Origin of the sequence: Clostridium thermosuccinogenes (assembly GCF_002896855.1) — a bacterium.
In the GTDB taxonomy this organism is placed as follows: Bacteria; Bacillota; Clostridia; order Acetivibrionales; family DSM-5807; genus Pseudoclostridium; species Pseudoclostridium thermosuccinogenes.
The window spans coordinates 3669206-3692916 of record NZ_CP021850.1; the positions used below are offsets into that span (position 1 = coordinate 3669206).

The 23711-nt window shown below is 44.1% G+C and carries 19 protein-coding genes, 3 tRNA genes, 1 pseudogene and 1 other annotated feature; of the genes and pseudogenes, 5 read left to right on the plus strand and 18 right to left on the minus strand.

Annotated elements, in window-relative coordinates; translation table 11 throughout:
- Nucleotides 1–116: 116 nt before the first annotated feature.
- Nucleotides 117–551, minus strand: coding sequence for an ATP-binding protein (locus CDO33_RS16175; protein ID WP_103079681.1), 435 nt, complete (start codon nt 549–551; stop codon nt 117–119).
- Nucleotides 542–895 (minus strand): DRTGG domain-containing protein, encoded by a 354-nt coding sequence (locus CDO33_RS16180; protein ID WP_103079682.1) that lies wholly within the window; start codon nt 893–895, stop codon nt 542–544. Before CDO33_RS16180 ends, CDO33_RS16175 begins: the two co-directional genes overlap by 10 nt.
- 275 nt (nt 896–1170) lie before the next feature.
- Here CDO33_RS16180 and CDO33_RS16185 point away from each other — a divergent pair, with 275 nt between their 5' ends.
- Nucleotides 1171–1341, plus strand: a complete 171-nt coding sequence (locus CDO33_RS16185) for a DUF1540 domain-containing protein (RefSeq protein WP_103079683.1) — start codon at nt 1171–1173, stop codon at nt 1339–1341.
- An 85-nt stretch (nt 1342–1426) separates the two neighbouring features.
- On the opposite strand, the gene CDO33_RS16190 is transcribed toward CDO33_RS16185, so the two are convergent.
- Nucleotides 1427–3088 carry a uridine kinase family protein gene (locus CDO33_RS16190; RefSeq protein WP_479690666.1) on the minus strand — a complete coding sequence of 554 codons (1662 nt, stop codon included), beginning with the start codon at nt 3086–3088 and terminating at the stop codon, nt 1427–1429.
- A 503-nt stretch (nt 3089–3591) separates the two neighbouring features.
- Between CDO33_RS16190 and CDO33_RS16195 the strand changes: the two genes are divergently transcribed.
- A complete protein-coding gene (locus CDO33_RS16195) occupies nt 3592–5199 on the plus strand; it encodes a peptide chain release factor 3 (RefSeq protein ID WP_103079685.1) in 1608 nt (535 codons plus the stop codon).
- Nucleotides 5200–5217: 18 nt separating this feature from the next.
- On the opposite strand, the gene glpK is transcribed toward CDO33_RS16195, so the two are convergent.
- The 14 genes and pseudogenes from glpK to CDO33_RS16260 all read right to left on the minus strand — a co-directional run bounded on the left by glpK (nt 5218) and on the right by CDO33_RS16260 (nt 19136).
- A complete protein-coding gene (glpK, locus tag CDO33_RS16200; RefSeq protein ID WP_103079686.1) occupies nt 5218–6714 on the minus strand; it encodes a glycerol kinase GlpK in 1497 nt (498 codons plus the stop codon).
- A 97-nt stretch (nt 6715–6811) separates the two neighbouring features.
- The gene (locus tag CDO33_RS16205) at nt 6812–7183 is read right to left on the minus strand and encodes a DUF1667 domain-containing protein (protein WP_103079687.1); all 372 of its coding nucleotides are present in this window, start codon (nt 7181–7183) and stop codon (nt 6812–6814) included.
- A 154-nt stretch (nt 7184–7337) separates the two neighbouring features.
- Nucleotides 7338–8306 (minus strand): annotated as a pseudogene (locus tag CDO33_RS16210) (NAD(P)/FAD-dependent oxidoreductase); the annotation flags it as partial.
- The gene (locus CDO33_RS16215) at nt 8303–9769 is read right to left on the minus strand and encodes an NAD(P)/FAD-dependent oxidoreductase (RefSeq protein WP_202849463.1); all 1467 of its coding nucleotides are present in this window, start codon (nt 9767–9769) and stop codon (nt 8303–8305) included. The pseudogene CDO33_RS16210 and the gene CDO33_RS16215, both read right to left, overlap by 4 nt.
- A 281-nt stretch (nt 9770–10050) precedes the next feature.
- Nucleotides 10051–10728 carry a glycerol-3-phosphate responsive antiterminator gene (locus CDO33_RS16220; RefSeq protein ID WP_242973775.1) on the minus strand — a complete coding sequence of 226 codons (678 nt, stop codon included), beginning with the start codon at nt 10726–10728 and terminating at the stop codon, nt 10051–10053.
- A 396-nt stretch (nt 10729–11124) separates the two neighbouring features.
- Complete coding sequence (locus tag CDO33_RS16225) at nt 11125–11607, minus strand: spore coat protein (protein WP_103079691.1); 483 nt, start codon at nt 11605–11607, stop codon at nt 11125–11127.
- A 74-nt stretch (nt 11608–11681) separates the two neighbouring features.
- A complete protein-coding gene (locus CDO33_RS21520; RefSeq protein WP_274540213.1) occupies nt 11682–11804 on the minus strand; it encodes a hypothetical protein in 123 nt (40 codons plus the stop codon).
- Between the two features lie 152 nt (nt 11805–11956).
- Nucleotides 11957–12505 carry a hypothetical protein gene (locus CDO33_RS16230; protein ID WP_161496724.1) on the minus strand — a complete coding sequence of 183 codons (549 nt, stop codon included), beginning with the start codon at nt 12503–12505 and terminating at the stop codon, nt 11957–11959.
- A gap of 842 nt (nt 12506–13347) precedes the next feature.
- Nucleotides 13348–13423: transfer RNA gene (locus CDO33_RS16235), tRNA-Lys, on the minus strand.
- Nucleotides 13424–13427: 4 nt separating this feature from the next.
- Nucleotides 13428–13504: transfer RNA gene (locus tag CDO33_RS16240), tRNA-Gln, on the minus strand.
- A gap of 53 nt (nt 13505–13557) precedes the next feature.
- Nucleotides 13558–13634: transfer RNA gene (locus tag CDO33_RS16245), tRNA-His, on the minus strand.
- A gap of 136 nt (nt 13635–13770) precedes the next feature.
- Nucleotides 13771–15705, minus strand: a complete 1935-nt coding sequence (locus CDO33_RS16250) for an NAD(+) synthase (RefSeq protein ID WP_103079693.1) — start codon at nt 15703–15705, stop codon at nt 13771–13773.
- A 382-nt stretch (nt 15706–16087) separates the two neighbouring features.
- Nucleotides 16088–18754, minus strand: a complete 2667-nt coding sequence (locus CDO33_RS16255; RefSeq protein ID WP_103079694.1) for a valine--tRNA ligase — start codon at nt 18752–18754, stop codon at nt 16088–16090.
- A gap of 136 nt (nt 18755–18890) precedes the next feature.
- Entirely contained in the window at nt 18891–19136 is a 246-nt protein-coding gene (locus CDO33_RS16260) for a hypothetical protein (RefSeq protein WP_242973777.1), read from the minus strand.
- A gap of 42 nt (nt 19137–19178) precedes the next feature.
- Nucleotides 19179–19399, minus strand: a binding site (T-box leader).
- Nucleotides 19400–19826: 427 nt separating this feature from the next.
- On the opposite strand from CDO33_RS16260, the gene argJ reads away from it, so the two are divergent.
- Both argJ and CDO33_RS16270 read left to right on the plus strand, forming a co-directional pair.
- The gene (gene argJ / locus CDO33_RS16265) at nt 19827–21032 is read left to right on the plus strand and encodes a bifunctional glutamate N-acetyltransferase/amino-acid acetyltransferase ArgJ (protein WP_103079695.1); all 1206 of its coding nucleotides are present in this window, start codon (nt 19827–19829) and stop codon (nt 21030–21032) included.
- Between the two features lie 100 nt (nt 21033–21132).
- Nucleotides 21133–21558, plus strand: a complete 426-nt coding sequence (locus CDO33_RS16270; RefSeq protein WP_161496394.1) for a chemotaxis protein CheW — start codon at nt 21133–21135, stop codon at nt 21556–21558.
- Nucleotides 21559–21582: 24 nt separating this feature from the next.
- Here the strand turns inward: CDO33_RS16270 and CDO33_RS16275 are convergent, their stop codons facing one another.
- On the minus strand, nt 21583–22104 hold the full coding sequence (locus tag CDO33_RS16275; RefSeq protein WP_103079697.1) for an amidase domain-containing protein: 522 nt from the start codon (nt 22102–22104) through the stop codon (nt 21583–21585).
- Between the two features lie 662 nt (nt 22105–22766).
- On the opposite strand from CDO33_RS16275, the gene CDO33_RS16280 reads away from it, so the two are divergent.
- Nucleotides 22767–23681, plus strand: coding sequence for a phosphate ABC transporter substrate-binding protein PstS family protein (locus CDO33_RS16280; RefSeq protein WP_103079698.1), 915 nt, complete (start codon nt 22767–22769; stop codon nt 23679–23681).
- Nucleotides 23682–23711 lie beyond the last annotated feature (30 nt).

A 23711-nucleotide genomic window follows, 5' to 3' on the forward strand; every position in this document is an offset into this window, starting at 1 on the left:
ACCCCCGGGTTATAGTTGATCGGTTGTTAATTTATTAACATTCCATCCGACATTTCCCGCATATGCAAATCAACATGCATTAATCATCGAGCATTTAAGTGCCTCTATAGTCCCATCTATTTTAAATACACTATCATTGTAACTTTAGTTCCTTTTCCGACTTCTGTATCTATGATCATTTCATCCGAGTAGCGTTTCATGTTGGGAAGTCCCATTCCGGCGCCAAAACCCAGTTCCCTTACGCTGTCAGGAGCGGTAGAGTAGCCTTCCTGCATTGCCAGTTCAACGTCTTCTATCCCTGGTCCATGATCTGTTATTTCTACTACAATTTTTTCCGGGCTAATATCTATATCGGCAGTCCCGCCGCCGGCATGAATTACAGCATTTATTTCCGCTTCATACATGGATACCGTAGTCTTCTTTATCAGCGCGGGACTAATACCCAGCTGGCTGAGGACTTTCTTTACATTGCTGGAAGCCTCTCCTGCAAGGGAAAAGTCGTCTGCAGGTATGTCATAATGAAGTTTTAGTGAAGCTCCGCTCAATCCCATGCACCTCTTCCTGTAAGACCTGCACTGTAGAGCTTTCCGCAGGCAATAAACATGGGCAGCTTCGTTGTCAAAACCGAAATCCCTTTTTCTTTGGCAAGGTCTATGATGTTCTCTCCGGGATTCTTACCTCTTACAAACACAACCACCTTTATGTCCATCATCTCAGCAGTGCGTATTACCTGAGGATTTACCAGGCCTGTCAGCAGGAGGACGCTGTCCTTCACATAAGCCATGACATCACTCATCAAATCCGAGCCGCAGGCTGACTTGATGTCTATATCGAGATTTTCTTCGCATGATAGAATTTCTGCATCAAGAATGCCGATTACTTCCCTGAGCTTCATAGAACACCTCAACTTTATTCCGGAATGCTGTGAAAAGTTTCATGCCTATATCTTCCAGATGTGAAAAAATAAAATATATTTAATTTTCATTATATAGCATTTATAAGCAGTACACAACAACATAAATTACCGGTCTTTTGAAAAAATCATCATCCAATTATTCCTCATGTCGTTTACCGCACCAATTCCAAGTACTTTTGCTAAACATACTGCCGAATAATTTATGAGCCTGAGAAAATAATAATAAAGAAATAATATTCAAGGAGGGAAACTGAATGCGGGTTAAAAAGATGGACCATCCCAACCATTCTATTAAATGTGTGGTTAACACTTGCCATTACTATACCAGCGGTGATTACTGCGCAGCTGAGCAAATAGAAGTACAGCCAAGGAATGCGGCTGACTCACAGGATACCGACTGCGCTACTTTCTTACCGGAAAAATAATGCAATAGATATAAGATATTTACAAAGGGGTGGTTAGCCACCCCTTTTATGCCAGATTGAACCCGCCGGCACAAAAGCCAATGCCTCACATGCCGTAAAAAACACTGCCACCGATGAATTCCCGTATTATCGAATTATTGGGTATCTCCTTATGGTCAATGGGCAGGAAATTCCCCAAAAATTCCAGAAGCCTTTTTGCCTCCGAATACTCCCTGCAGGATCTGTCGATTTTGCTGAGCAGGGGCTCGGCAAAGACCTTTAGCACACCCAACTCATAAATCAGCGATGAGTTGAACATTACATCCGCTTCCTCCTGGAAGGGGAATATGTTCCTGGTTTCACCCCTTCTTACCGAAGGCCACCGTTTGATAGTGTCCTCGGCAGAACTGGCTCTGAACTGGTAATCCCTTACGATCCTTCTTATAAACCTCGCATCCGTCGTAGGTATCCTGTTATGATCGTCAATATTCATGGAGGTTAATGCGCTCACATATATTTTGAATTTGTCCTCCCTTTTTATCGTGGATGTGAGCTTCTCATTGAGGCCATGGATACCTTCTATAATCAATATCTGATCTTCTTCGATTTTCAATTTTCTCCCGACGTTCCCTCTTCTCCCAGTGGGAAAATCAAAGATGGGGACTTCCACCTCCAGACCGCTTATAAGGCTGGCCAGGTGCAGATTGAACAGCTCCACGTCAATGGATTCCAAGGCTTCAAAATCCAATTCTCCTTTCTCGTCCCTGGGAGTATGCTCCCTGTCCACAAAATAATCGTCCAGGGATATGGTAACCGGTCTTACACCATTGACCCTCAGCTGGATTGACAGCCTCTGGGCGAAGGTTGTCTTACCTGATGAGGACGGACCGGAAATCAGCACGACTCGTTTTTTATGGCTGCTCCCGGTAATCATGTCGGCAATCTGAGCTATCTTCTTTTCATGTATGGCCTCGGAGACTCTGATAAGGTCGCCAATCCGGCCTGACGCCACAATATTGTTTAGCTCTCCCACCGTATCAACGCCCAGAATGCGGCCCCACCTTGTATATTCCGAGAACACATTAAACAACTTCTTCTGCTCTTCAAACTCAGGAAGAACATCCGGATTCGACTTTTCAGGGAAAAGCATTATAAGGCCCGGAGGATAGTACTTGAGGGAGAATACCTTCAAATACCCTGTATCGGGAACCATGTATCCGTAAAAATAATCATCCAGGTCATCGCACCTGTACATGGTGACATAGGGCTTCTTTCTGTGCTCTATAATCTGGAAGCGGTCCATCCTGTTATTTTTAATAAAAATTTCTCTGGCTTCATCTATGGGAACTTCCCGTTTGATAAAAGGAATTTTTGCTTCCACCAGCTCTGCCATACGCTGCTCCAGCCTTTTCACCTCATCGGAAGTCAGTTCTTTTTTTCCGATTATCTCACAATATATCCCTTTACTAATGGAATGGTCGATTATTACTTTTCTGTCGGGAAAAAGGTCATGAGCAGCCTTTATCAATAAAAAGTGCAGGCTTCTCCTGTAAATGCGCATTCCGTCTTCGTCGGTCAAATCGATGAATTCGACGCTGCAGGGTTCTTCCAGCCTATATGTCAGTTCCTTTATATCATTATCCACTTTTGCCGCCACAATGAGCGCTCTGTATTCATTTGCAAAATCCTTGCTCAGATCAAGCAGCATGGTTCCTTCAGGAACATCTATTTTCCTTCCGTCTGCTAAGGTTATCTTTATCAATTTCAAATCGCCCTCTTTCACAATCTATGCGTCCATGCAAATCGGAATTTGCGGTAGTTATAGTTATTGCTTCTCTTATTTTATTCTATGCATGAAACACAAATTCCTTCATACCCAACTCAGTACGCTTTTAATCAAAGCCACTGTTAATTGACAGAACCCATGGCTATAATATAAAATGTTTAAGTGCCTTAAGAATCATTAAAATGCAAAACAAGTTGGATTCATGCAAAGGATGATGGCCATGCCGTCCCTTTTTGCACAATCTATACGTCCATTGCCGGTTGATTTACTCCACAAGCAAAACAGTTTATTAACGACGCAGCGGAACTCTGACAGATATCCGTCATGCAGTCATAACTAAGAAGCAAAAAACCGGTATTTATATATTATAGCATAAAGTTTCAAATTGCTTATGACATAAAACAGGCACCGAATAATCGATAGGGTATAAAAAATAATATTTAGCAGATAGACTATATGAAATAGCCATGGAAAGAGGATTAGAAATGCAGGATTTAAAAGAAAAGATATCCAACGAAGTAGCAAGAAGAAGAACATTCGCCATAATATCCCATCCCGACGCCGGTAAAACCACCATGACGGAAAAGCTTCTTCTGTATGGGGGAGCAATAAGGCTGGCAGGCTCGGTCAAGGCAAGAAAAGCCGCCAAACATGCCGTATCCGACTGGATGGAAATCGAAAAGCAAAGAGGTATATCCGTTACCTCCAGTGTTCTTCAGTTCGAATATAACAATTTTTGTATAAACATTCTTGACACCCCGGGACACCAGGATTTCAGCGAAGATACCTACCGGACGCTCATAGCGGCCGACAGTGCCGTCATGCTTATTGACGGGGCAAAGGGCGTTGAGGAACAGACAATAAAGCTCTTTCATGTATGTAAAATGAGGGGAATTCCCATATTTACCTTCATCAACAAGATGGACAGGGCGAGCAAGGACCCTTTTGAATTGATGGAAGAAATAGAAAGAGTGCTGGGCATACGCTCATATCCTATGAACTGGCCGATTGGAACAGACGGCGATTTCAAAGGCGTCTACAACAGAAAGCTGTCCCAGATTGAGCTTTTTAACGGCGGAAATCACGGTCAGACCGCGGTATCTTCCTTAAAGGGACAAGTGGACGACCCGGTATTTGCTGATCTGCTGGGCAAGCATTATCATGACCGGCTCTGTGAGGAAATCGAGCTTCTCGACATGGCCGGAGATGAATTTGACAGGGAAAAGGTCATGCATGGGGAGTTGACTCCGATATTTTTCGGAAGCGCCATGACCAATTTTGGGGTACAGCCGTTCCTTGAAGAGTTTCTCAATCTCGCTCCGCCTCCGGGAATAAGGACATGCGCCAAAGGTGAAATCGACCCCGAAAGCGAGAAGTTTTTCGGTTTCGTGTTCAAGATCCAGGCTAATATGAATCCCACCCACAGGGACAGGATAGCTTTCATCAGGATATGCTCAGGCCGTTTCACCCGCGGTATGGAGGTTTTCCATGTGCAGGCCGGAAAAAAAGTAAGGCTGTCACAGCCGCAGCAGTTCATGGCCCAGGAACGAACCATAGTAGAGGAAGCCTATCCCGGAGATATCATAGGAGTTTTTGATCCCGGCATATTCAGCCTGGGCGATACTCTGACCGAAGGCGACCCCAATATCAAATTCGACGGTATACCCATATTCCCGGCAGAAAATTTCGCCAGGGTTACACCGGCGGACTCCATGAAGCGAAAACAGTTTGTCAAGGGAATAGAGCAGCTTTCCCAGGAAGGCGCAGTGCAGGTGTTCAAGCAGGTGGATATCGGCATAGAATCCTTGATCGTAGGAGTTGTTGGAGCCCTCCAGCTGGAAGTTTTGGAGCACCGGCTGAAGCATGAGTACGGAGTTGACCTTCGCATTCAGCATCTTTCCTACAGATTCGCCCGCTGGATAGAAGGAAATGTTGACCCGAAAACCCTTAATTTGACCAGTTCCACCATGATAGTCCGCGACAAGCATGAAAGGTATGTGCTGCTGTTTGAAAACGAATGGTCCATCAACTGGGCTCTGGAAAAAAACAAGAATTTAAATCTCACAGACATAGCAAACGCCGGAAACTCATAATTTCCGGCGTTTTAAAATTTATTCTGCAACCCAGTTCCTTGACCTTTCCACAGCTCTTTTCCACCTGGCATACTTGTCTTCCCTGGTCTTTTCATCCATTGCAGGCATAAAGGTCTTGCCTTCGGCGAACTCCTTTCGGATATCCAGCTTATCCTTCCATATTCCCACAGCAAGACCGGCAAGGTGGGCCGCACCCAGGGCGGTGGTTTCCGTCACGGCGGGTCGGTTTACCGGGATACCTAAAATATCAGCCTGGAACTGCATGCAAAACGGACTTACGCTCACTCCCCCGTCCACCTGCAGCACCTTCACCTCCGTGCCGGCATCGGCTTTCATGGCTTCAAACACATCCCTGCTTTGAAAAGCTATGGATTCCAGCGTCGCCCGTATTATGTGCTCCCTCCTTGTTCCCCTGGTTATGCCTATGATGATTCCCCGGGCATATGGGTCCCAGTAAGGAGCGCCCAATCCGGTATATGCCGGAACCACATAAACTCCACCGGTATCATCAACCTTTTCGGCATCAATATCCGCCTGGCGGGCAGTTTCGATTATTTTCAGCTCATCCCTCAGCCACTGTATGGAAGAGCCTGCGTTGAATACGCTTCCTTCCAGGGCATATTCTATTTCTTCCCCTATGCCCCAGGCTATGGTGGTCAGAAGGTTATTATTGGATTTTACCGGGATTTTTCCTACGTTCATCAATATAAAGCATCCCGTTCCGTATGTATTCTTGGCACATTCTTTTTCAAAGCAGCCCTGCCCGAAAAGTGCGGACTGCTGGTCACCGGCAATGCCGCTTATGGGTATTCTGACCCCCAATATCTCCTCGACGGTCTCTCCCACTATGCCGGAAGACGGTATTACTTTCGGAAGCATGCTTTCCGGTATGCCAAATGTCTCAAGAAGTTCTCTGTCCCATTCCAGAGTGTTTATATTGAACAGCATGGTGCGGGATGCGTTGGTGTAATCCGTGACATGAAGCTGTCCTCCCGTAAGGTTCCACACCAGCCATGTGTCTACTGTTCCTGCCAGAAGCTCTCCTGCTAAAGCTCTTTCCCTGACCCCTTCCACGTTGTCAAGAATCCATTGGATTTTTGTCGCGGAAAAGTAAGCATCCACCACTAGGCCGGTCTTATCCCGTATCATAGTGTCAAGGCCTCGGGCTTTGATTTCGTCGCATTTTGCGGCTGTTCTCCTGCACTGCCACACAATCCCATTGTACACAGGCCTGCCGGTATTCTTATCCCATACAATAACCGTTTCCCTCTGGTTTGTTATCCCTATGCATGCAATTTCTTCAGGAGAAATACCCGTGTCCTCGATCACTCCTCGAAGAGCCTCCAACTGGCCTTTCCATATTTCCTCCGGGTCATGCTCCACCCATCCCGGTTCAGGATAAATCTGTCTCAGAGGCACGCTCTTAATGCCCAGTATTTCACTTCTCCTGTTGAAAATTACAGCTCTCGAGCTGGTGGTACCCTGATCCAGCGCAAGGATATACTTTTTCTGCATCGCCCAACCCCCCGCTTTGATTTATGAAATTACAACCGTCAAAATACCGTCCCAATAAGTCGCTTTATATTAATTCTAACATATAGGCCTTGATATTTTAACAGGCCGTATCAACTTTTTTAGTAACTATTATATTCACCCCTGTATCAAGTATGTTTTCCACCACTATATCACCTACAGCCACCGGTGCAGTTAATCTAACCTGGTTCAGGTACTTCATGCAGTCCATGATTTTGCCTTTTGGCAAAGGCTTATCTGTCTTTACCGAGGTTAAGGGCGCTTCTCCGCCATAAACCCTGACTGTAGTGGTAAGGATTCTTCTGGGGTCCATGCATTCCATCCGGGCATATTCAGCGCCTCGTTTGCATTTATTCCCCTTAATCTCCTTTATCTGGCCATTTTCTATTAGAGCTTCGATACTGCAGCCTTTTGGACATACAATACAGGTCAGGTGTCTCGCCTCACCCATGAAAAAACTCCCCTTTCTACCGCGCAATATCCGTATCCATGTTGATCCCATGCCCGGATACCCGCTATGATGATCAGTCCAAAACCTTAATATTCCCGTTGAAATCCGGTGCATACCATCATCTCTCGCACCGGAATCATCATCCCTTCTTTATTCCAAGGACATATTCCGCTGCTGCCCTTCCTGCGATATAGCTTTCCGTCGTCACATTATCCACCAGATCATGCACATGCACCACATTACCGCAAGCAAATATGCCTTCTACCGAAGTCTCCATATTCTTGCTGACATATGGCCCGCCGGTGGACGGATCAATTGCTATTCCAGCTTCTCTGGAAAGCTCATTTTCAGGGATCAGACCCACTGAAAGCAGCAAGGTGTCACATTCCACATATTCCATGGTTTCGGGAATGGGTTTCCTGTCTTCATCCACATAAGCCACAGTTACCCCCTCAAGCCTGTCCTTTCCGTGTATTCTAACCACGGTGCATCTCAGCCGGAGAGGTATGCCAAAGTCATCCAGACATTGCACTTTGTTTCTAATCAGCCCTTTTGACTGGGGCATGATCTCACAAACCATTTTGACTTGTGCACCTTCCAGAGTCAGCCTGCGTGCCATTATCATGCCTATATCCCCGGAACCCAGTATCACGATTTTTTTGCCGGGCAAGTACCCTTCCATATTGACAAACCGCTGTGCCGCACCGGCCGTCAGTATGCCGGCTGGTCTCGTACCGGGTATGTTAAGGGCTCCCCGGGTTCTTTCCCTGCAACCCATGCATAGCACGACAGCTCCGGCTTTTATGTGTACAAGTCCATCTGTGCTGTTGACAGCGGTCACCACCCTGCCGGGAGTTACTTCCAGTACCATGGTGTTCAGCATATATTCAATGCCTTCGCTCTTTACCTGCTGTTCAAATCTCCATGCGTATTCCGGGCCTGTCAGCTCCTCCCCAAATACATGCAGACCGAACCCATTGTGAATACACTGCTGAAGTATGCCTCCCAGCTCTTTATCCCTTTCAATAATCAGCACATTTTTGACGCCGCATCTACGGGCTTCCAGTGCTGCCGCCATTCCGGCAGGACCTCCTCCTATAACAACAATATCCACATGCTTCATTTATCATCGCCCCCATCGGAAAAATCCTGCTCCTTTATTCTGCCTGTCAGGATTCTGGAATTGCCTCCGCTTTTTGTAACTTCCTCCATGGGAATTCCCAGCTCCCTCGATAAAATCTCCGCCACCCTCGGTGCGCAAAAACCACCCTGGCATCGTCCCATTCCGGCTCTAACCCTTCTTTTGACCCCGTCCAGAGACCTGGCGCCTACAGTTCTTCTTATGGAATCTATTATCTCGCCTTCACTCACCTTTTCGCAGCGGCATATTATCCTGCCATAGGCGGGGTTTATCCTTATCGCTTCATTTAGTTCACTATCATCCATCTCTGTAAATTTCCGGGTACGCTTCCGCAAGGGATTGAAATCCTCTTTTTCTTTCATCATGACTCCCTGTGATTTCATAACGCCCACAACATACTCTGCTATGGCCGGAGCCGATGTAAGCCCTGGTGAATCAATGCCTGCCACATTGATAAACCGGCTGTTTTCAGCAGACGGCTTTATTATGAAGTCATCTTCGTCAACAAGCTTTGCCCTCAGTCCTGCAAAGGATGTGATGACTTCATGCATATCAATGGTGGGTACGGATTTTAAAGCACCCTGCTTAACCTGGCTCAATCCTTCCGGTGTGGTGGAGGTATCCTCCTTATCCTGTATATCCTGAGCGTTTGGCCCTATGAGAAGATTTCCGTCTACCGTGGGGGTCACCAGAATGCCTTTTCCCATGGCGGAAGGCGGCTGGAATATCACCCTTTTTACCAAGCTTCCCTGGCTTTTATCCATAAGAAGGTATTCGCCTCTTCTCGGGATAATAAAAAAGCTGTTGTCCCCCACCATGGATGATATTTTGTCAGCGTACAACCCTGCGGCATTGATTATATATCTGCTCTCAATCTGGCCGCTGCTGCACTGCAGCTTGAAAATCCCATCCTCGAATGCAATGCTTTTAACTTCACTGCCGAGTTTCAGTTCCACTCCGTTTTCCACCGCATTTTCAACAGCCCCAAGGGTGAGCTCATAGGGACAAACAATTCCGGCTGTAGGAGCATATAGAGCACCTACCACATTTTCGGCAACAGCCGGTTCCATTTCTTTTATCTGAGCTTCGCTCCATATTTCAAGCCCCGGCACCCCGTTTGCTACACCCCTTCGACGTATATCCTCCAGCTTTCTCATGTCCTCATCGTTAAAAGCCAGCACTAAAGATCCTGTCCTTTTAAAAGGCACCTCCAGCTCCCTGCATACATCCTCCATCAGCCTGTTTCCCCGAACATTCATCAAAGCTTTCAGGCTTCCCGGTACAGGATCATAACCTGCATGCACAATTCCGCTGTTTGCCTTGCTGGCGCCCATTGCCACATCTTCTTCTTTTTCCACAACGCAGACATCCAGCTTGTATCTCGATAACTTCCTAGCAATGAATGCACCGGTTACTCCGGCACCTATGATTACTGCATCGTAAATCATTTGATCCCCCTCTCTCCGCAAAAAAATAAAGCCACAACAAAACAGAAGCGGTCAAGCTTCTATCTTATGTGACTCCATTTCTCCACACATCATATTCAATTCTGCTTGCCAAACCGCCATTTAAAGCAAGCTGGCAACTTTTTAACCCCGTTCTGAGATATTTGATCCTCTGTTATACATTATATGGAATATCCCAAACAGGTTTGCCTGTCTTAAGCAACTTTCCACAACAGGCATCCTAACAATTTCGAATAAATTATATCAAAAGGTGATGGCAATTACAACCCCCAGAGCTCTTTTTTACCTACCGATACACCGATGGCTCCCGCACTGAGCACCGAAATTATATCCTCCTTGTTGTCGATAAGCCCTCCGGCAATCAGCGGCATGGGAATCTGAGCCGTTATCCGTTTTACCACCGAAGGCATCACTCCCGGAAGAATCTCTATCATATCCGGCCGTACAGAATGGATTGACTTTACTGCCGTATCGTAGGACATGCTATCCACGATGAAAAATCTCTGAATGGTAAATATCCCTCTGTCTTTGGCGTGCTTTATGTGAGCACTCCTCGTGCTTATTATCCCATCAGGTTTTACGGTTTCAACTATATAATCCAGGGCCTTGCTGTCCCTTCCTAAACCCTCCAGAAAATCAATATGTATAAGGACACATTTCCCTGCCGCCTTAATGCTGCTCACCAACCTGTTAATATTAAAGATATCGGCATGTAAAACAAAAATCACATTCACATTGGAATTTAACGCATCTTCCAATTCTTCTTCACTCTTTAGCGCTGCTATCACCGGATTGTCATAGATTCTGCCGATTATGCCGTTCATCGCTGCTTCTCCCCTTCTGCCTGCACAAAATATTGAATTCTCTTGGAAAATTCTTTGGCGGAACACCTGCCGGTACCAGCGGCGCTTAAGTTCTGTAATTTTTATACCTGGCAATTAAGCCTTCATAGGATGCTTGAACTGACTTTCCGCCATTTTACCCCTAAATTTTGATTCATTTAAGCGGTGGTAATTTTAAGTTTCCGCCAAAGTCAATATGCTAATCAAAAACTGACCTTAAAACCCTATTGGTAATTCACTAGTTAGCCGGCATGATTTCTCATGCCATATTCAAATTATACCATAAAACAGTGCCGCCATTGCTCTAATTAGTCAAAATCGTCAAAAAGCAATATACAGGTGCCGTACAAATCCGGTATAAAATATCTGAAGGCATAGGATACTGCATTGATGCAAAAGCTGTTTACATACAAATGCCCAGACATATAAAAAGACTGTAGGATTCCCGCATCTTCTCCGCTTCGCTTCCTACAGCCTACGAACTAAAACAGGTTATTGCTGCACATTATACATACCATGGCTCTTCATGTAATTAAAGATACCTTCTCCGTGCTGCTGTTCTTCCTTCTGTATGTGGTTCAGCGCCTGCCGTACATTTGCATCGGCAAATTCAAAAATCGATATGTTGTACACTCCGGAAACATATTTTTCCGTCATAAGCATATCTTCGCAAAGGGCTGCATCATTCTGGTTTTTCATGCCTACCTGCCCTGCTGTTTGAGCCTGGCTCATGGCACTGGCTTGCTGACCCTGCTGACTTTGCTGCTGATTCGTGTTCGGAACCTGTCCGGCGAGGATCTGGTTGATCGTGTTCAAGTGTTGCTGTTCCTGTCCCGCATAAGTACTGAATAACCTTTTTAATTCAGGATCTTGTGCTTGACTTGCATAATTATTGTATTTTTGGATACAAATTTGCTCATGGCTTTTCTGATCGTTTAGCAGCATTCTCTCTTTTTGACTTAAATTTAAAGACATAATAAAACACCTCCAGATACTAGTTTTGCAAAGTAGGAGGTGTTTTATGCAAGCATATTTTTTGAATGTAACCATCAGCACCTGCAAGGTTTGATCATGGACATTACCGCATCCATCTCAAGTTCGGCATAGGCCATGAAAGTATCTGAGGTTCCATAGTAAAGCTTTATAATGCCGTTATCTGGTAACTTGCGCATGAAAGCAACTTGCAGATTTTCATGCCAATCCTTTTCTTCTGGATATTAACAAGCTTCGCTTTATTGATCTTTCAACAATACGTAATAAGAATTTATGCTGCTATCTTTTCTTTATGGTTGATGAGGGAATCGTTAATCTCAAGCCTCTTTGCTTATATATTGGTAAAAGATCGTATTATGAAGAAAGCATAAGTAAAGATACTCATTCCTACAGTTGCCGGATATCCTTTGAATTTCTCCTTCTTATGGAAAAGCCAGATTAATGCGACATCCAATGCTGTTCCGCACAATATTAGAAGATTGCCGTAAAGTAAATAGATTTTGTTTAAATTATACAACGATGTCAGTATTACAGATAAAAAATATACATCTCCTATGCCGAAAACAGGCAGATAGAAATGGTACTTCTTTACATCAGCAAAAATCAGCAGTTTAGCCAGAATTGGTTTGTTATTAAGTGCAACGCTGTTCAGGGTGTATTTCGAAAATCTAAGATTGGAAAAGCTGATTACATCAATTACCACCATAACCGTAACAAAAGTTAAAAGCCCTGGAACCTCTTTTATAGTTCTTTGTCCAACATTTATTGCAATAAGAATTACCGCAATGACAAAAATATAGTTAAACAGCAGATAAATATCCGGCTTTATTTGAGCCTTTATATACCAAATTATATACAGTACTGCAGCTACCATCAGCACATTTAATATTGCTGTACCTTGCAGCAGGATAATTAACAAGCAGCAACAGATCATAAAGAGGATTTTACCTATAAACATAGGAACAAACGTATCCTTAACAATCTGTGAAAAGTCCATTAGATCACCCCGATAATTATAAAATAAAAAAGCTATGTTGCTTCAGCACATTATATTGGCTGTAAAAATGTCCTTTTCAGTCAGAAATCCCAGGCTCTTTAAGAACTATCGACATTAATTGGCAGATCTTTTTCCAATGTTTCCTTTAAAAATGCCGATATAACTATTTTCTTATTAGTCTGAGTTTTTATTGAGTTTCTATATTGCATAAATAAAATTATAAATTACCATCCAATTGGTGTCAACTTTGTGCATATTTATCTCCATTGACACATTTTATATGATTAAACATTCAAAATTTTATATATTCTACCAGCACAAGCCGTTTTTGCCGCCACATGTGTATTGTCTATGGATAGAACTTGTGAAATGCCGCTTCTTCATAAGGCCACCAGTCATGAGATATAATAAATGCTATCGCACAAATAAACAGAAAACTATGCCCTGGCATTGGCGATACATACCATGTGAGATGCCAATGGGACAAGCTTCCCATGCTTCCACCTGCAGTATGGGCATAGCCATGCTAAAGGTGAGAAGCAAAGAGAAAAATCAACATTTTATGCGCATTTTAGCCGGTAGCTTCCACAGGTAATCAACACTAATACCGAGCATCCTGGTGGTGCGCGGAATAAAAAGGATTAAAGAATGAGGAGAATATCCAAATCCCGCAAAAAGAAAAATCAGTTGCTTCAAACATTGAAACAACTGATCCTCATTGCCACTGGTGAGCCATCCGCGATTCGAACGCGGGACACCTTGATTAAAAGTCAAGTGCTCTGCCTACTGAGCTAATGGCCCATATTGGCTGGGATGGCAGGACTCGAACCTACGAAATGCCAGAGTCAAAGTCTGGTGCCTTACCGACTTGGCTACATCCCAATATATAAGAAGTGCGAAATCGGATATTAATCACAACTTCCCACCTCTTTTTGTGGGGTGGATAATCGGATTCGAACCGATGGCCTCCAGAGCCACAATCTGGCGCTCTAACCAACTGAGCTATACCCACCATATTTGCTTTCCGTCAAAGGAACATATAAGATTTTAAAACAGAATTAGATAAAAGTCAAGGGAATTTTATAAAATCTTTAATAATTTTATGGTAACTTGGACGGGAAAAGTACATCCAAGTTACCATTATCCTTTTAATTCCTGATATTCTCCAATTCTTCCAGCCATAAGCTTGCCTGGGCATCGCTCGGCATGCGCCAATCTCCCCTGGGCGACAAGCTTATCGTACCCACCTTCGGCCCATCAGGAAGGCATGAACGTTTGAACTGCTGGCTGAAAAACCTTCGGTAGAACACTTTTAGCCATCCTTTTATGGTTTCTCTGGAATAACTGCCGTCAAAAGCCTGCTCTGCCAGGAACAATATCTTGGACGGCGAAGCGCCGTACCTTATCATATGATAAAGGAAGAAATCATGCAGTTCATACGGCCCGATGATGTCCTCGGTTTTCTGCTGTATTTCTCCTTTGGCATCCGGCGGAAGCAGTTCCGGGCTTATCGGAGTGTCAAGGATGCTGTAAAGCACTTTTCTTGAAGCTTCATCCACCATGTTATCCGCCACCCATTTGACAAGGAACTTAACCAGGGTCTTGGGAATACTGCAGTTCACTGAATAATTGGACATGTGGTCGCCATTATAGGTGCACCATCCCAGGGCCAGTTCGGATAAATCCCCCGTACCTATTACCAGTCCGCCGATTTTGTTTGCAATGTCGAATAATATCTGGAACCTCTCCCTGGCCTGCACATTTTCGTAGGTTATATCAAAATCGTTAACATCATGGCCTATATCCTTGAAATGCTGCAGGCATGCAGGGCGGATATCTATCTCACTAATATGCACGCCCATGGACTTCATAAACTGCATTGCATTATTATAAGTGGTACTGGTAGTGCCAAATCCAGGCATGGTGATGGCCCTTATATTCTCCCTGGGAAGACCCAGCATGTCAAAGGTTCTGACCGTAACCAACAGCGCAAGGGTGGAATCCAACCCACCGGAAATAGCTATGACCGCATGCTTTGCTCCCGTATGCCTCATCCTTTTTCCCAGTCCGCATGTCTGTATGGAAAAAATCTCCCTGCATCTTTCATCCCTTACGCCAACATCCGACGGCACAAAGGGATGCCGCTCAAATTGCCTGTAAAGCTTTCCAAACTCCATCTTCGGCAGTTCAAAGGGTATTTTTCTATATTTCTTCTGGGGGAGCATTTCCATGAAGCTGGTATTCCTGCGCCGGTCATTACCAAGCCTCTGAATATCAATCTCACTGCAAATCAGCTGTTCATCCTGGCTGAACCTCTGCGATTCTGCCAGCAGGCCTCCGTTTTCGGCAATTATCGCATGTCCTCCGAAAACCACATCGGTAGTGGACTCGTCTATTCCTGAAGATGCAAAAACATATCCGGCTATACACCTTCCTGATTGCTGTTTAACGAGGTTTTTCCTGTATTCGTATTTTCCGATCACCTCATTGCTGGCGGAGAGATTAAAAATAAGGTTGGCGCCGGCTAAAGCCTGAAAGGAGCTGGGAGGTACCGGAACCCACAGGTCCTCGCATATTTCCATCCCAAAGCAAACCCGGTAGTCGTCATGAGCTTCGAACAATATATCGGTACCAAAGGGCACCGTCTGGCCACATAACACCACATTATCACTGAGGTTGTTGGTACCGGGGGCAAACCAGCGCTCTTCATAAAATTCACTGTAGCCGGGTATATATATTTTAGGCACCACGCCGAGGATTTTCCCCCCCTGCACCGCTACACCGCAGTTAAAAAGCTGATTGTCTGCACGGACCGGCATGCCTATGAGAGCTACAATTCCGGTATCCCTGGTATTTTCAAGTATGTTTGCCAGCTGCTTTTCCGATTCCACCAGAATCGCTTCCTGGTGAAACAGGTCACCGCAGGTATATGCTGTTATTGAAAGCTCCGGAAAGACAACAAATTGCGCCTTCATGCTTTCCGCTTCATGAATGAGCTTGATTAAGTTTTTCGTATTATATGCACAGTCAGCCACTTTCAGGCGTGGCACAGCTGCAGCTACCCTGACAAATCCATGAGTCATCCTATCACCCAATCTTTTTTAATTCTTTTGCTTTGATGTTGCACTTCTATCTTTTTTCTTTAAGCTTCATACATCTGTCATTATACTTTTGACTCTGATCTCTGAGCCTTATACTTTTGCCTTAACCTTTAAAGCATCTTTTGAGCTTTATGCTTTGGATTTAACTTTTAAAAGCATCCTTGAGAATTATGCTTTAGTCCCTATCCTTTAAACCATATCCTTTACTTTATTATCCCATTATATCACTGCAAATTGCTGTAGAAAAGAAGAAAAGCAGCCAGAAATTCTGAACTGCTTTTCGATATTGCCTCGGCCACGCGGTCTGCCGCTCCAAGGGTAAGTTTAAAAACCCCCTCCCTATTGAGCCTTAGCTCATAACTTGTCAAGAGCGCGAGTGCTGGCTTTTCAATGCGTTAAGGCGCTCTACCACCTTGTCGTACATTTCCTGATATTTGACCTTCTTGGCTCTCTCCTCTTCTACAACCTTGGCAGGAGCTTTTGCGATAAACCCTTCATTGCTCAGCTTGCCGTTAACCCTTTCCAGCTCCTTCTCCAAGCCGGCCTTTTCTTTTTCCAGCCTCTCTATTTCCTTTTCTATGTCGATAAGGTCATCCAGAGGAATATAAATTTCAGCCCCTTCAATGATCGATGTAACGGCATCCGCCGGGATACCCTCCTTGCTGGTCTGCACTGAAATCTCCGATACTCCTGCAAGCCTTTCAAAGAAGCTCCTGCCTTCAGCCAGTATGCTTCTATTTTCACTGTCTGCCGCAACAAAAATCACTTTGGCCTTCCTCGATATGGGCACATTCATCTCAGCCCTTATATTCCTTATGCTCCTGATGGCATCCATGACCATCCGCATTTTCTTTTCTTCTCCGGGGAAGTTGTACTTTTCGATGTATTCCGGCCACTGAGATATCATTATGCTCTCATCGTCATTTATAAGGTGTCTGTAAATCTCTTCGGTAATGAACGGCATAAACGGATGCAAAAGCTTCATGGCCGTACCCAGAACATAGTTCAGAACATACTGGGCTTCCAGCCTTCCTTCCATTTCCCTGTCATAAAGCCTCGGCTTAACCAGTTCTATATACCAGTCGCAGAATTCATCCCATATAAATTCATAAATCTTCTGCAGTGCTATACCCAGCTCAAACTTGTCCAGGTTTTCGGTCACTTCTTTAACCAGTGTGTTTACTCTGCTCATTATCCATTTATCCGGAAGAGCGAATTTTCCCTCATCCACTTTTGAGAAATCCACATTCTCATCGAAGTTCATCAGCACGAACCTTGATGCGTTCCATATCTTGTTGGCGAAGTTCCTGCTGGACTCCAGCTTCTCATCGGAGAACCTCAGGTCATTTCCGGGGGAGTTGCCTATCGTAAGGGCAAATCTAAGGGCATCGGTGCCATACTTGTCTATAATCTCCAGAGGATCGATGCCATTTCCAAGGGATTTGCTCATCTTCCTTCCCAGGGAATCCCTTACGATACCATGGATGAACACATACTTGAAAGGCTCTTTGCCCATGTGTTCAACCCCTGAGAATATCATCCTTGCCACCCAGAAGAATATGATATCATACCCTGTCACCAGCACATCGGTCGGGTAGAAATACTTAAGGTCCTCTGTCTCATCCGGCCAGCCCAGTGTGGAGAAAGGCCACAGAGCCGAACTGAACCAGGTATCCAGTGTATCCGGGTCCTGTTCAATCCGCTGGCTGCCGCATTTCGGGCAAACATCGGGCATATCATAATCCACTGTCATATAGCCGCATTCCTGGCAGTAATAAGCCGGAATCCTATGTCCCCACCAAAGCTGCCTCGATATGCACCAGTCCTGAATATTTTCCATCCAGTTAAAATATATTTTTGAGAACCTCTCAGGCACAAAGCTGATGGTTCCATTCTTCACTATCTCAATGGCAGGCTCTGCCAAGGGCTTCATCTTTACAAACCACTGCTTTGATATCAGCGGTTCGATGACAGTACTGCACCGGTAGCATGTACCTACATTGTGGGTGTGTTCTTCTATTTTTACCAGGAGGCCCTGACTCTCCAAATCCTTTACTATCTGCTTTCTGGCTTCATACCTGTCCATGCCCTGGTATTGGCCGGCATTTTCGTTCATGGTCGCATCATCGTTCATAACCCTTATCTGAGACAGATTATGCCTCAATCCTACTTCAAAGTCGTTAGGATCATGGGATGGAGTAATTTTTACCGCTCCCGTACCAAAATCCTTTTCCACATATTCATCGGCAATGATGGGGATTTCCCTGTTCACCAGAGGAAGAACCACCATTTTGCCCACCAGATGCTTATACCTTTCATCTTCCGGATGAACTGCCACCGCTGTATCACCCAGCATGGTCTCCGGCCTTGTTGTGGCAATAATTATATATTCATCGCTGTCCTTCACAGGATATTTTATGTGCCAGAAATTACCCTGCTGCTCTTCATATTCCACCTCCGCATCGGAAATGGACGTACTGCATTTAGGGCACCAGTTTATGATCCTTTCCCCTCTGTAGATGAGTCCTTTTTTGTAAAGACGAATGAATACTTCCTTAACCGCCCGGGAAAGGCCCTCATCCATTGTAAACCTTTCTCTTTCCCAATCGCATGAGCTTCCCAGCTTTTTCAGCTGTTCGACAATTCTGCCACCATAATGCTTCTTCCAATCCCATGCTCTTTCCAGGAATTTCTCCCTTCCTATCATTTCCTTGGTCAAGCCTTCCTTGGCCATAGCCTCCACTATTTTTGCCTCGGTGGCTATGCTGGCATGGTCGGTTCCCGGAAGCCATAAAGTGCAGAATCCCTGCATCCTTTTCCATCTTATAAGAATATCCTGAAGGGTATTGTCCAAGGCATGTCCCATATGCAGCTGCCCTGTTATGTTCGGTGGAGGAATAACTATAGTAAACGGCTTTTTATTCCTGTCCACTTCCGCATGGAAATAGCCTTTTTCCATCCACTCCTTGTACAGCCTGTCTTCCACCTGCTTAGGTTCATAAGTTTTTGCAATGTTTCTTTTATCGTCCATAAGACTTCCTCCAATATTTATTAAGATAATTAACTTCTAGAAAATCTACGTTAAAATATTGTGAATAAAACGGGGTCATGCCGGTATCATCTGCCGGCATATCCGTTCCATATTTCTGATATGTGCTTAAATAGAGTTACCTGAAGGCAATAAAGGTCAGGATAATACCCGGCAGAGCAATAAGCATTCCCAACAGCTTAACGCTCACTACAGCCTTGTCATATTTGTACCTGCTTAACTCTTCTTCATCCATACTATGTTCAAAATTGATCTTCGCCTTCTTATCCAATTCAAACCTTTCCGCTACTCTGCGGGCTATAAACACCAAAGCAAATCCCGGAACCATGAACAAAAAAGCCAGTATCCTGAGGAAAATAATCATAAGCTACTCCTTTCAAATTAAAAAACCTTGTGTCCAAATACAAATTTGGACGCAAGGTCATAATCCTCCGTGGTACCACCAAAATTCCTTTTTCAAGGCACTTGATCGAAATAACGGCTCTTTACCGCTGCAATCTACTGTAATTTCGACTGCAGAACTCATAAGCTACCTTCAGCAGTTCGTTACCGGAAAGACTTTCAGCCGGTGATCTTTCCTCTCTGATGGTTCGTTTGCTGCTTACTCCTCTTAATCATCGCTTTTACATCTATTCATATTAATATATGTTGCACAAAATTTGCTTCCGTGCCGGCAAATCGGAAGTTAATCATCCGGTTATACCGACTCACTAATAAAATAACATATTTTATATAAAATCTTATATAATTTTGTGCCTTGTGTCAAGGAGCTAATCATGGGAAATAATATCATTTCAACCGAAATATCATTTCAATCGAAATGCAAAAATACATAAAAATTTTATTGAATACAAAATAATATTTCTGTATAATCTAAATATTCAAAATCAATTGAGTATAAATGCCATGATTTGCAAGCTCGACTGATTACATCCCGGAGTACAGGACGCAAACTCCGATGAACAGTGGCAATATCCGATAAATTATGCGAAGCATGCGTTATGATATATTAGGCTTCAGGCTTTGCACATAATAATCTAAACGAGGTGGGATTATGTTAAATATTATAGAAGGCGGAGTTACAGCTCCAAAAGGTTTCCTTGCAGCCGGCGTCGCATGTGGATTGAAAAAAGACGGGAAGAAAGATCTCGCAATAGTATATTCAGAGGACCCGGCAGCAGCAGCAGGCGTGTTTACGACCAATATCGTGAAAGGGCACTCCCTGCAGGTAACCATGGAACACATCAAAAACGGTTACGCCCAGGCTATCGTTATCAACAGCGGAAATGCCAACGCCTGTGTCGGTGAGCAGGGAATGAAGGATGCCCGTGAAATGGCCGAACTGACTGCCCAGCTTCTTGACTGCCCACCGGAGGATGTTCTGGTAGGTTCAACCGGTGTAATCGGTTCCCGTCTTAATATGCCTTTGATCCGCTCAGGAATCAGAACTGCTGTTGCAAGCCTATCCGCCGAAGGAGGTCGTGATGCCCAGGAAGCCATTATGACTACCGATCTTGTGGCTAAGGAAGTAGCAGTGGAGCTGGAAATACAGGATGAAACGGTAAGGATCGGAGCCATGGCAAAAGGGTCCGGCATGATACATCCGAACATGGCAACGATGATAGGAGTAATAACCACTGATGCAAACATTTCAAAAAGCCTCCTGGATAAGGCGTTAAGGGAAACAGTCATGCACACTTTTAACAGAGTGTCGGTGGACGGAGATACCAGCGTGTGTGATATGGTGATAATACTGGCCAACGGGCAGGCAAACAATGCCGGAATAGTAAGGGAAGGTATGGAGTATGAAAAATTCAAAGATGCCTTGGACCAGGTTTGCACCCATCTCGCCAGGATGATTGCCCGCGATGGTGAGGGAGCCACAAAGCTGGTGGAGATAGTTGCCCAGGGAGCCATTAATGCGGAAGATGCCTACAAGGTGGTCAGCGCCATAGCAAAATCACCTCTGGTCAAAACAGCCATCTTCGGCGAAGATGCCAACTGGGGAAGAATAATAACGGCAGCTGGCTATTCCGGAGCTTCCTTCGATCCGAATCTGGTGGATATTTTCATCGGCGATCTGATGGTATGCCAGAACGGTACAGCCTTGAATTTTGATGAAAATGCAGCAAAAAAAATACTCCAGAGAAAAGAGGTAAAAATAACCATAAACTTAAAGCGCGGCACTTTCTCCGACAGGATGTGGACCTGCGATTTTTCCTATGATTATGTAAAAATAAACGGAAGTTATAGATCCTGACCGATATATTGTTGCAGTCTTTTTGCAAATGTTGGTATAATGATGTATAATATGACAAGAAGGTTTATTTTTCTACATTGATAAAATGGGAGGGAAAAAGATGGCAGGCCATCAGTTGTTTGTTTTTAAGCTGGATGATAAATATTTCGGAATAGATCTGGAAAGCGTAGATCAGATAATACCTTACAGGAAGATCACGAAAATCCCCAACATGCCCGCTTATATAGAAGGTATAATCCCTCTGAGGGACAATATATGTACCGTATTCAACCTTAGAAAGAAGTTCAACCTCCCGGCCCGGGAAGCCGATGAAAGCACGAGGATTGTGATAGCAAATGTGAATTCGGAAATGATCGGGATCATTGCTGATAATACCAACGAAATAGTTCGCGAATATGACGGCAAAACTGTAGTGGCCCATGAAAATGCAGAAGAGTCCGATGAAAGATATATAAAAGGAACAGCTGACATCGGAGAAAATCACATAACCATAATCGACCTCAGCCAGCTTGTTCCGGCAGCATAGGAATAAAGCGTGAAAACATTGTTTTCACGCTTTTCTTACCCCTTTAATATGTAAAAACCTTATATCCGCCCATGTATAGTTGATCAGTTCGTAATAATCCACATCATAGGTATGGGCAGCCACCAGTATGTTATCTATCCGTGGAATACTTCCCGTCTGGACAATGACAGGAGAATGATTAAATATCCCTCCTCCCTGAAAAGATAGCTGAACTATATCGCCGGGCTTTACATCCTTTGCATCCACTACCTCTGCAAAAGGTCCAACGCCTTCGTTGCTGACAAGGAATGTGTACAGGTAGTTCACTCCTGTCCAGGAAGCAGTTCTATTATAGCCGTTTATATAATACCATCCATATACCGGAGTGAAATTCATTACACCGCTACCTGCGTATATTGTCTGGGACGCAAAATTTGTACAATCACCTCCCATGTTTTCAAAATCCAGATATCTTGGATTTCTTTTATACGCCCACTTATGAGCATATCTGACCGCCGCTTCCCTGTCGTACTCATGCACCCGAAGCCTTCCGGCAATGTAATTCATTCCAAATACCCCATAAAACTTTCTGTATATATTATATTCCTTATGATGCTTGAATGTTACACATGGGATAAAATTTCTGATCTTTTTAACTGCACAATCGCTTCTTACTTATACCACTAGTGGTGCTATTACAAAGAAATACAAAAATTATTTGTTTGAATTCAGCTAATTGAAATTGATTATAGTTGTTCCGAAAAGGTTCAAAGCATATAACAATCCATACATCCATTATTAGCTGAATTCATTCCTAAATTAACCTGTTGTGCTAGCTAATTTGAGATAGCGTTGTGGAGAGTTAATAGAGATAGTTAGCGAAGTGGAGGATAAGGCAAATCACCTGAACGAAGTGAATTGCTTGGCCTTTTATCAAGCTTGTAATTCGCTAATTTTAAATTAGCGAATTATATCGATAACTACCTTGATTTACTAAATATATATTGGTGTTATCGATTCTAGCTCTTTAACTCGGAACTTCGCTATCGAGAATGCTAGCACAACAGGTTAAATTATATAGCTCATCTCAAATAAAACTTAACCTCAACTTAACATTCGCTTAATTTATTTATAATACTGCAAGAGTAATATTCAAAATGTAGATTGGTTCTATTTTTGCACAACAAAATTCAATAACTTGAAATGAACACTAAAGGGGGAAATTCTTCATGAAAAAACTGCAAAAATCTTTTATTTTGATGTTTACTCTGATTATCGCAGCATCATTGATATTTGCTGCATGTAACTCTCAGAACAGCAAAGATAATGGCTCCGGTACTACCGCTTCAGATAATATTGGCACAGATTCTGCCACGTCGACCGGCACCGGCGCAAACACCGGGACTAAATCATCCCTCAAAGGCAATATCCTGATAGCTGGTTCCACCTCCGTCGAACCTATAGCCAGGGAGCTGGCAGAAGCATTTATGGACAAGAATCCCGATGTGCAGATTGATATTCAAGGAGGAGGTTCCACAGCCGGAGTACAGGCGGCTATTGAGAAAACTGCCGACATAGGTAACTCATCCCGAAATCTCAAAGAGGAAGAAAAATCCGCAGATCTCACCCAAACCACTATAGCCCTTGACGGCGTGGCTGTTGTAATTAATCCTGCCAACACCGTAACCGACTTGAAAAAAGAAGATATAGTTAAGATATATAAGAAAGAGATAACCAATTGGAAAGAGTTGGGCGGTACGGACAAAGAAATCGTAGTTATAAGCCGGGAAGCCGGTTCCGGAACGAAAGACTGTTTCGATTCCGCATTAGGCCTCAAGGAAGAAGAAGTTAAAGCTGATATTATTGCTAACGGAACCGGGGTAGTGCAGGCAAATGTATCCAGCAATGAAGCTGCAATAGGCTATATGTCCCTCGGCTCCGTAGATGAAACTGTAAAAAAGGTGACTGTCGACGGCGTTGAAGCCAATGCCGAAAATGTCAAAAACGGCACCTATTCCATCAGCAGGCCTTTCCTGATGCTTACCAACGGCCAAATGAAGGATGTCGTTAAAGCTTTCATAGATTTTATCCTCAGCGATGAAGGCCAGGACATCGTTTCAAAAGAGTTTATACCGGTGAAATAGAGCAAAACCAAATAAAAGCTTATAAAAAGC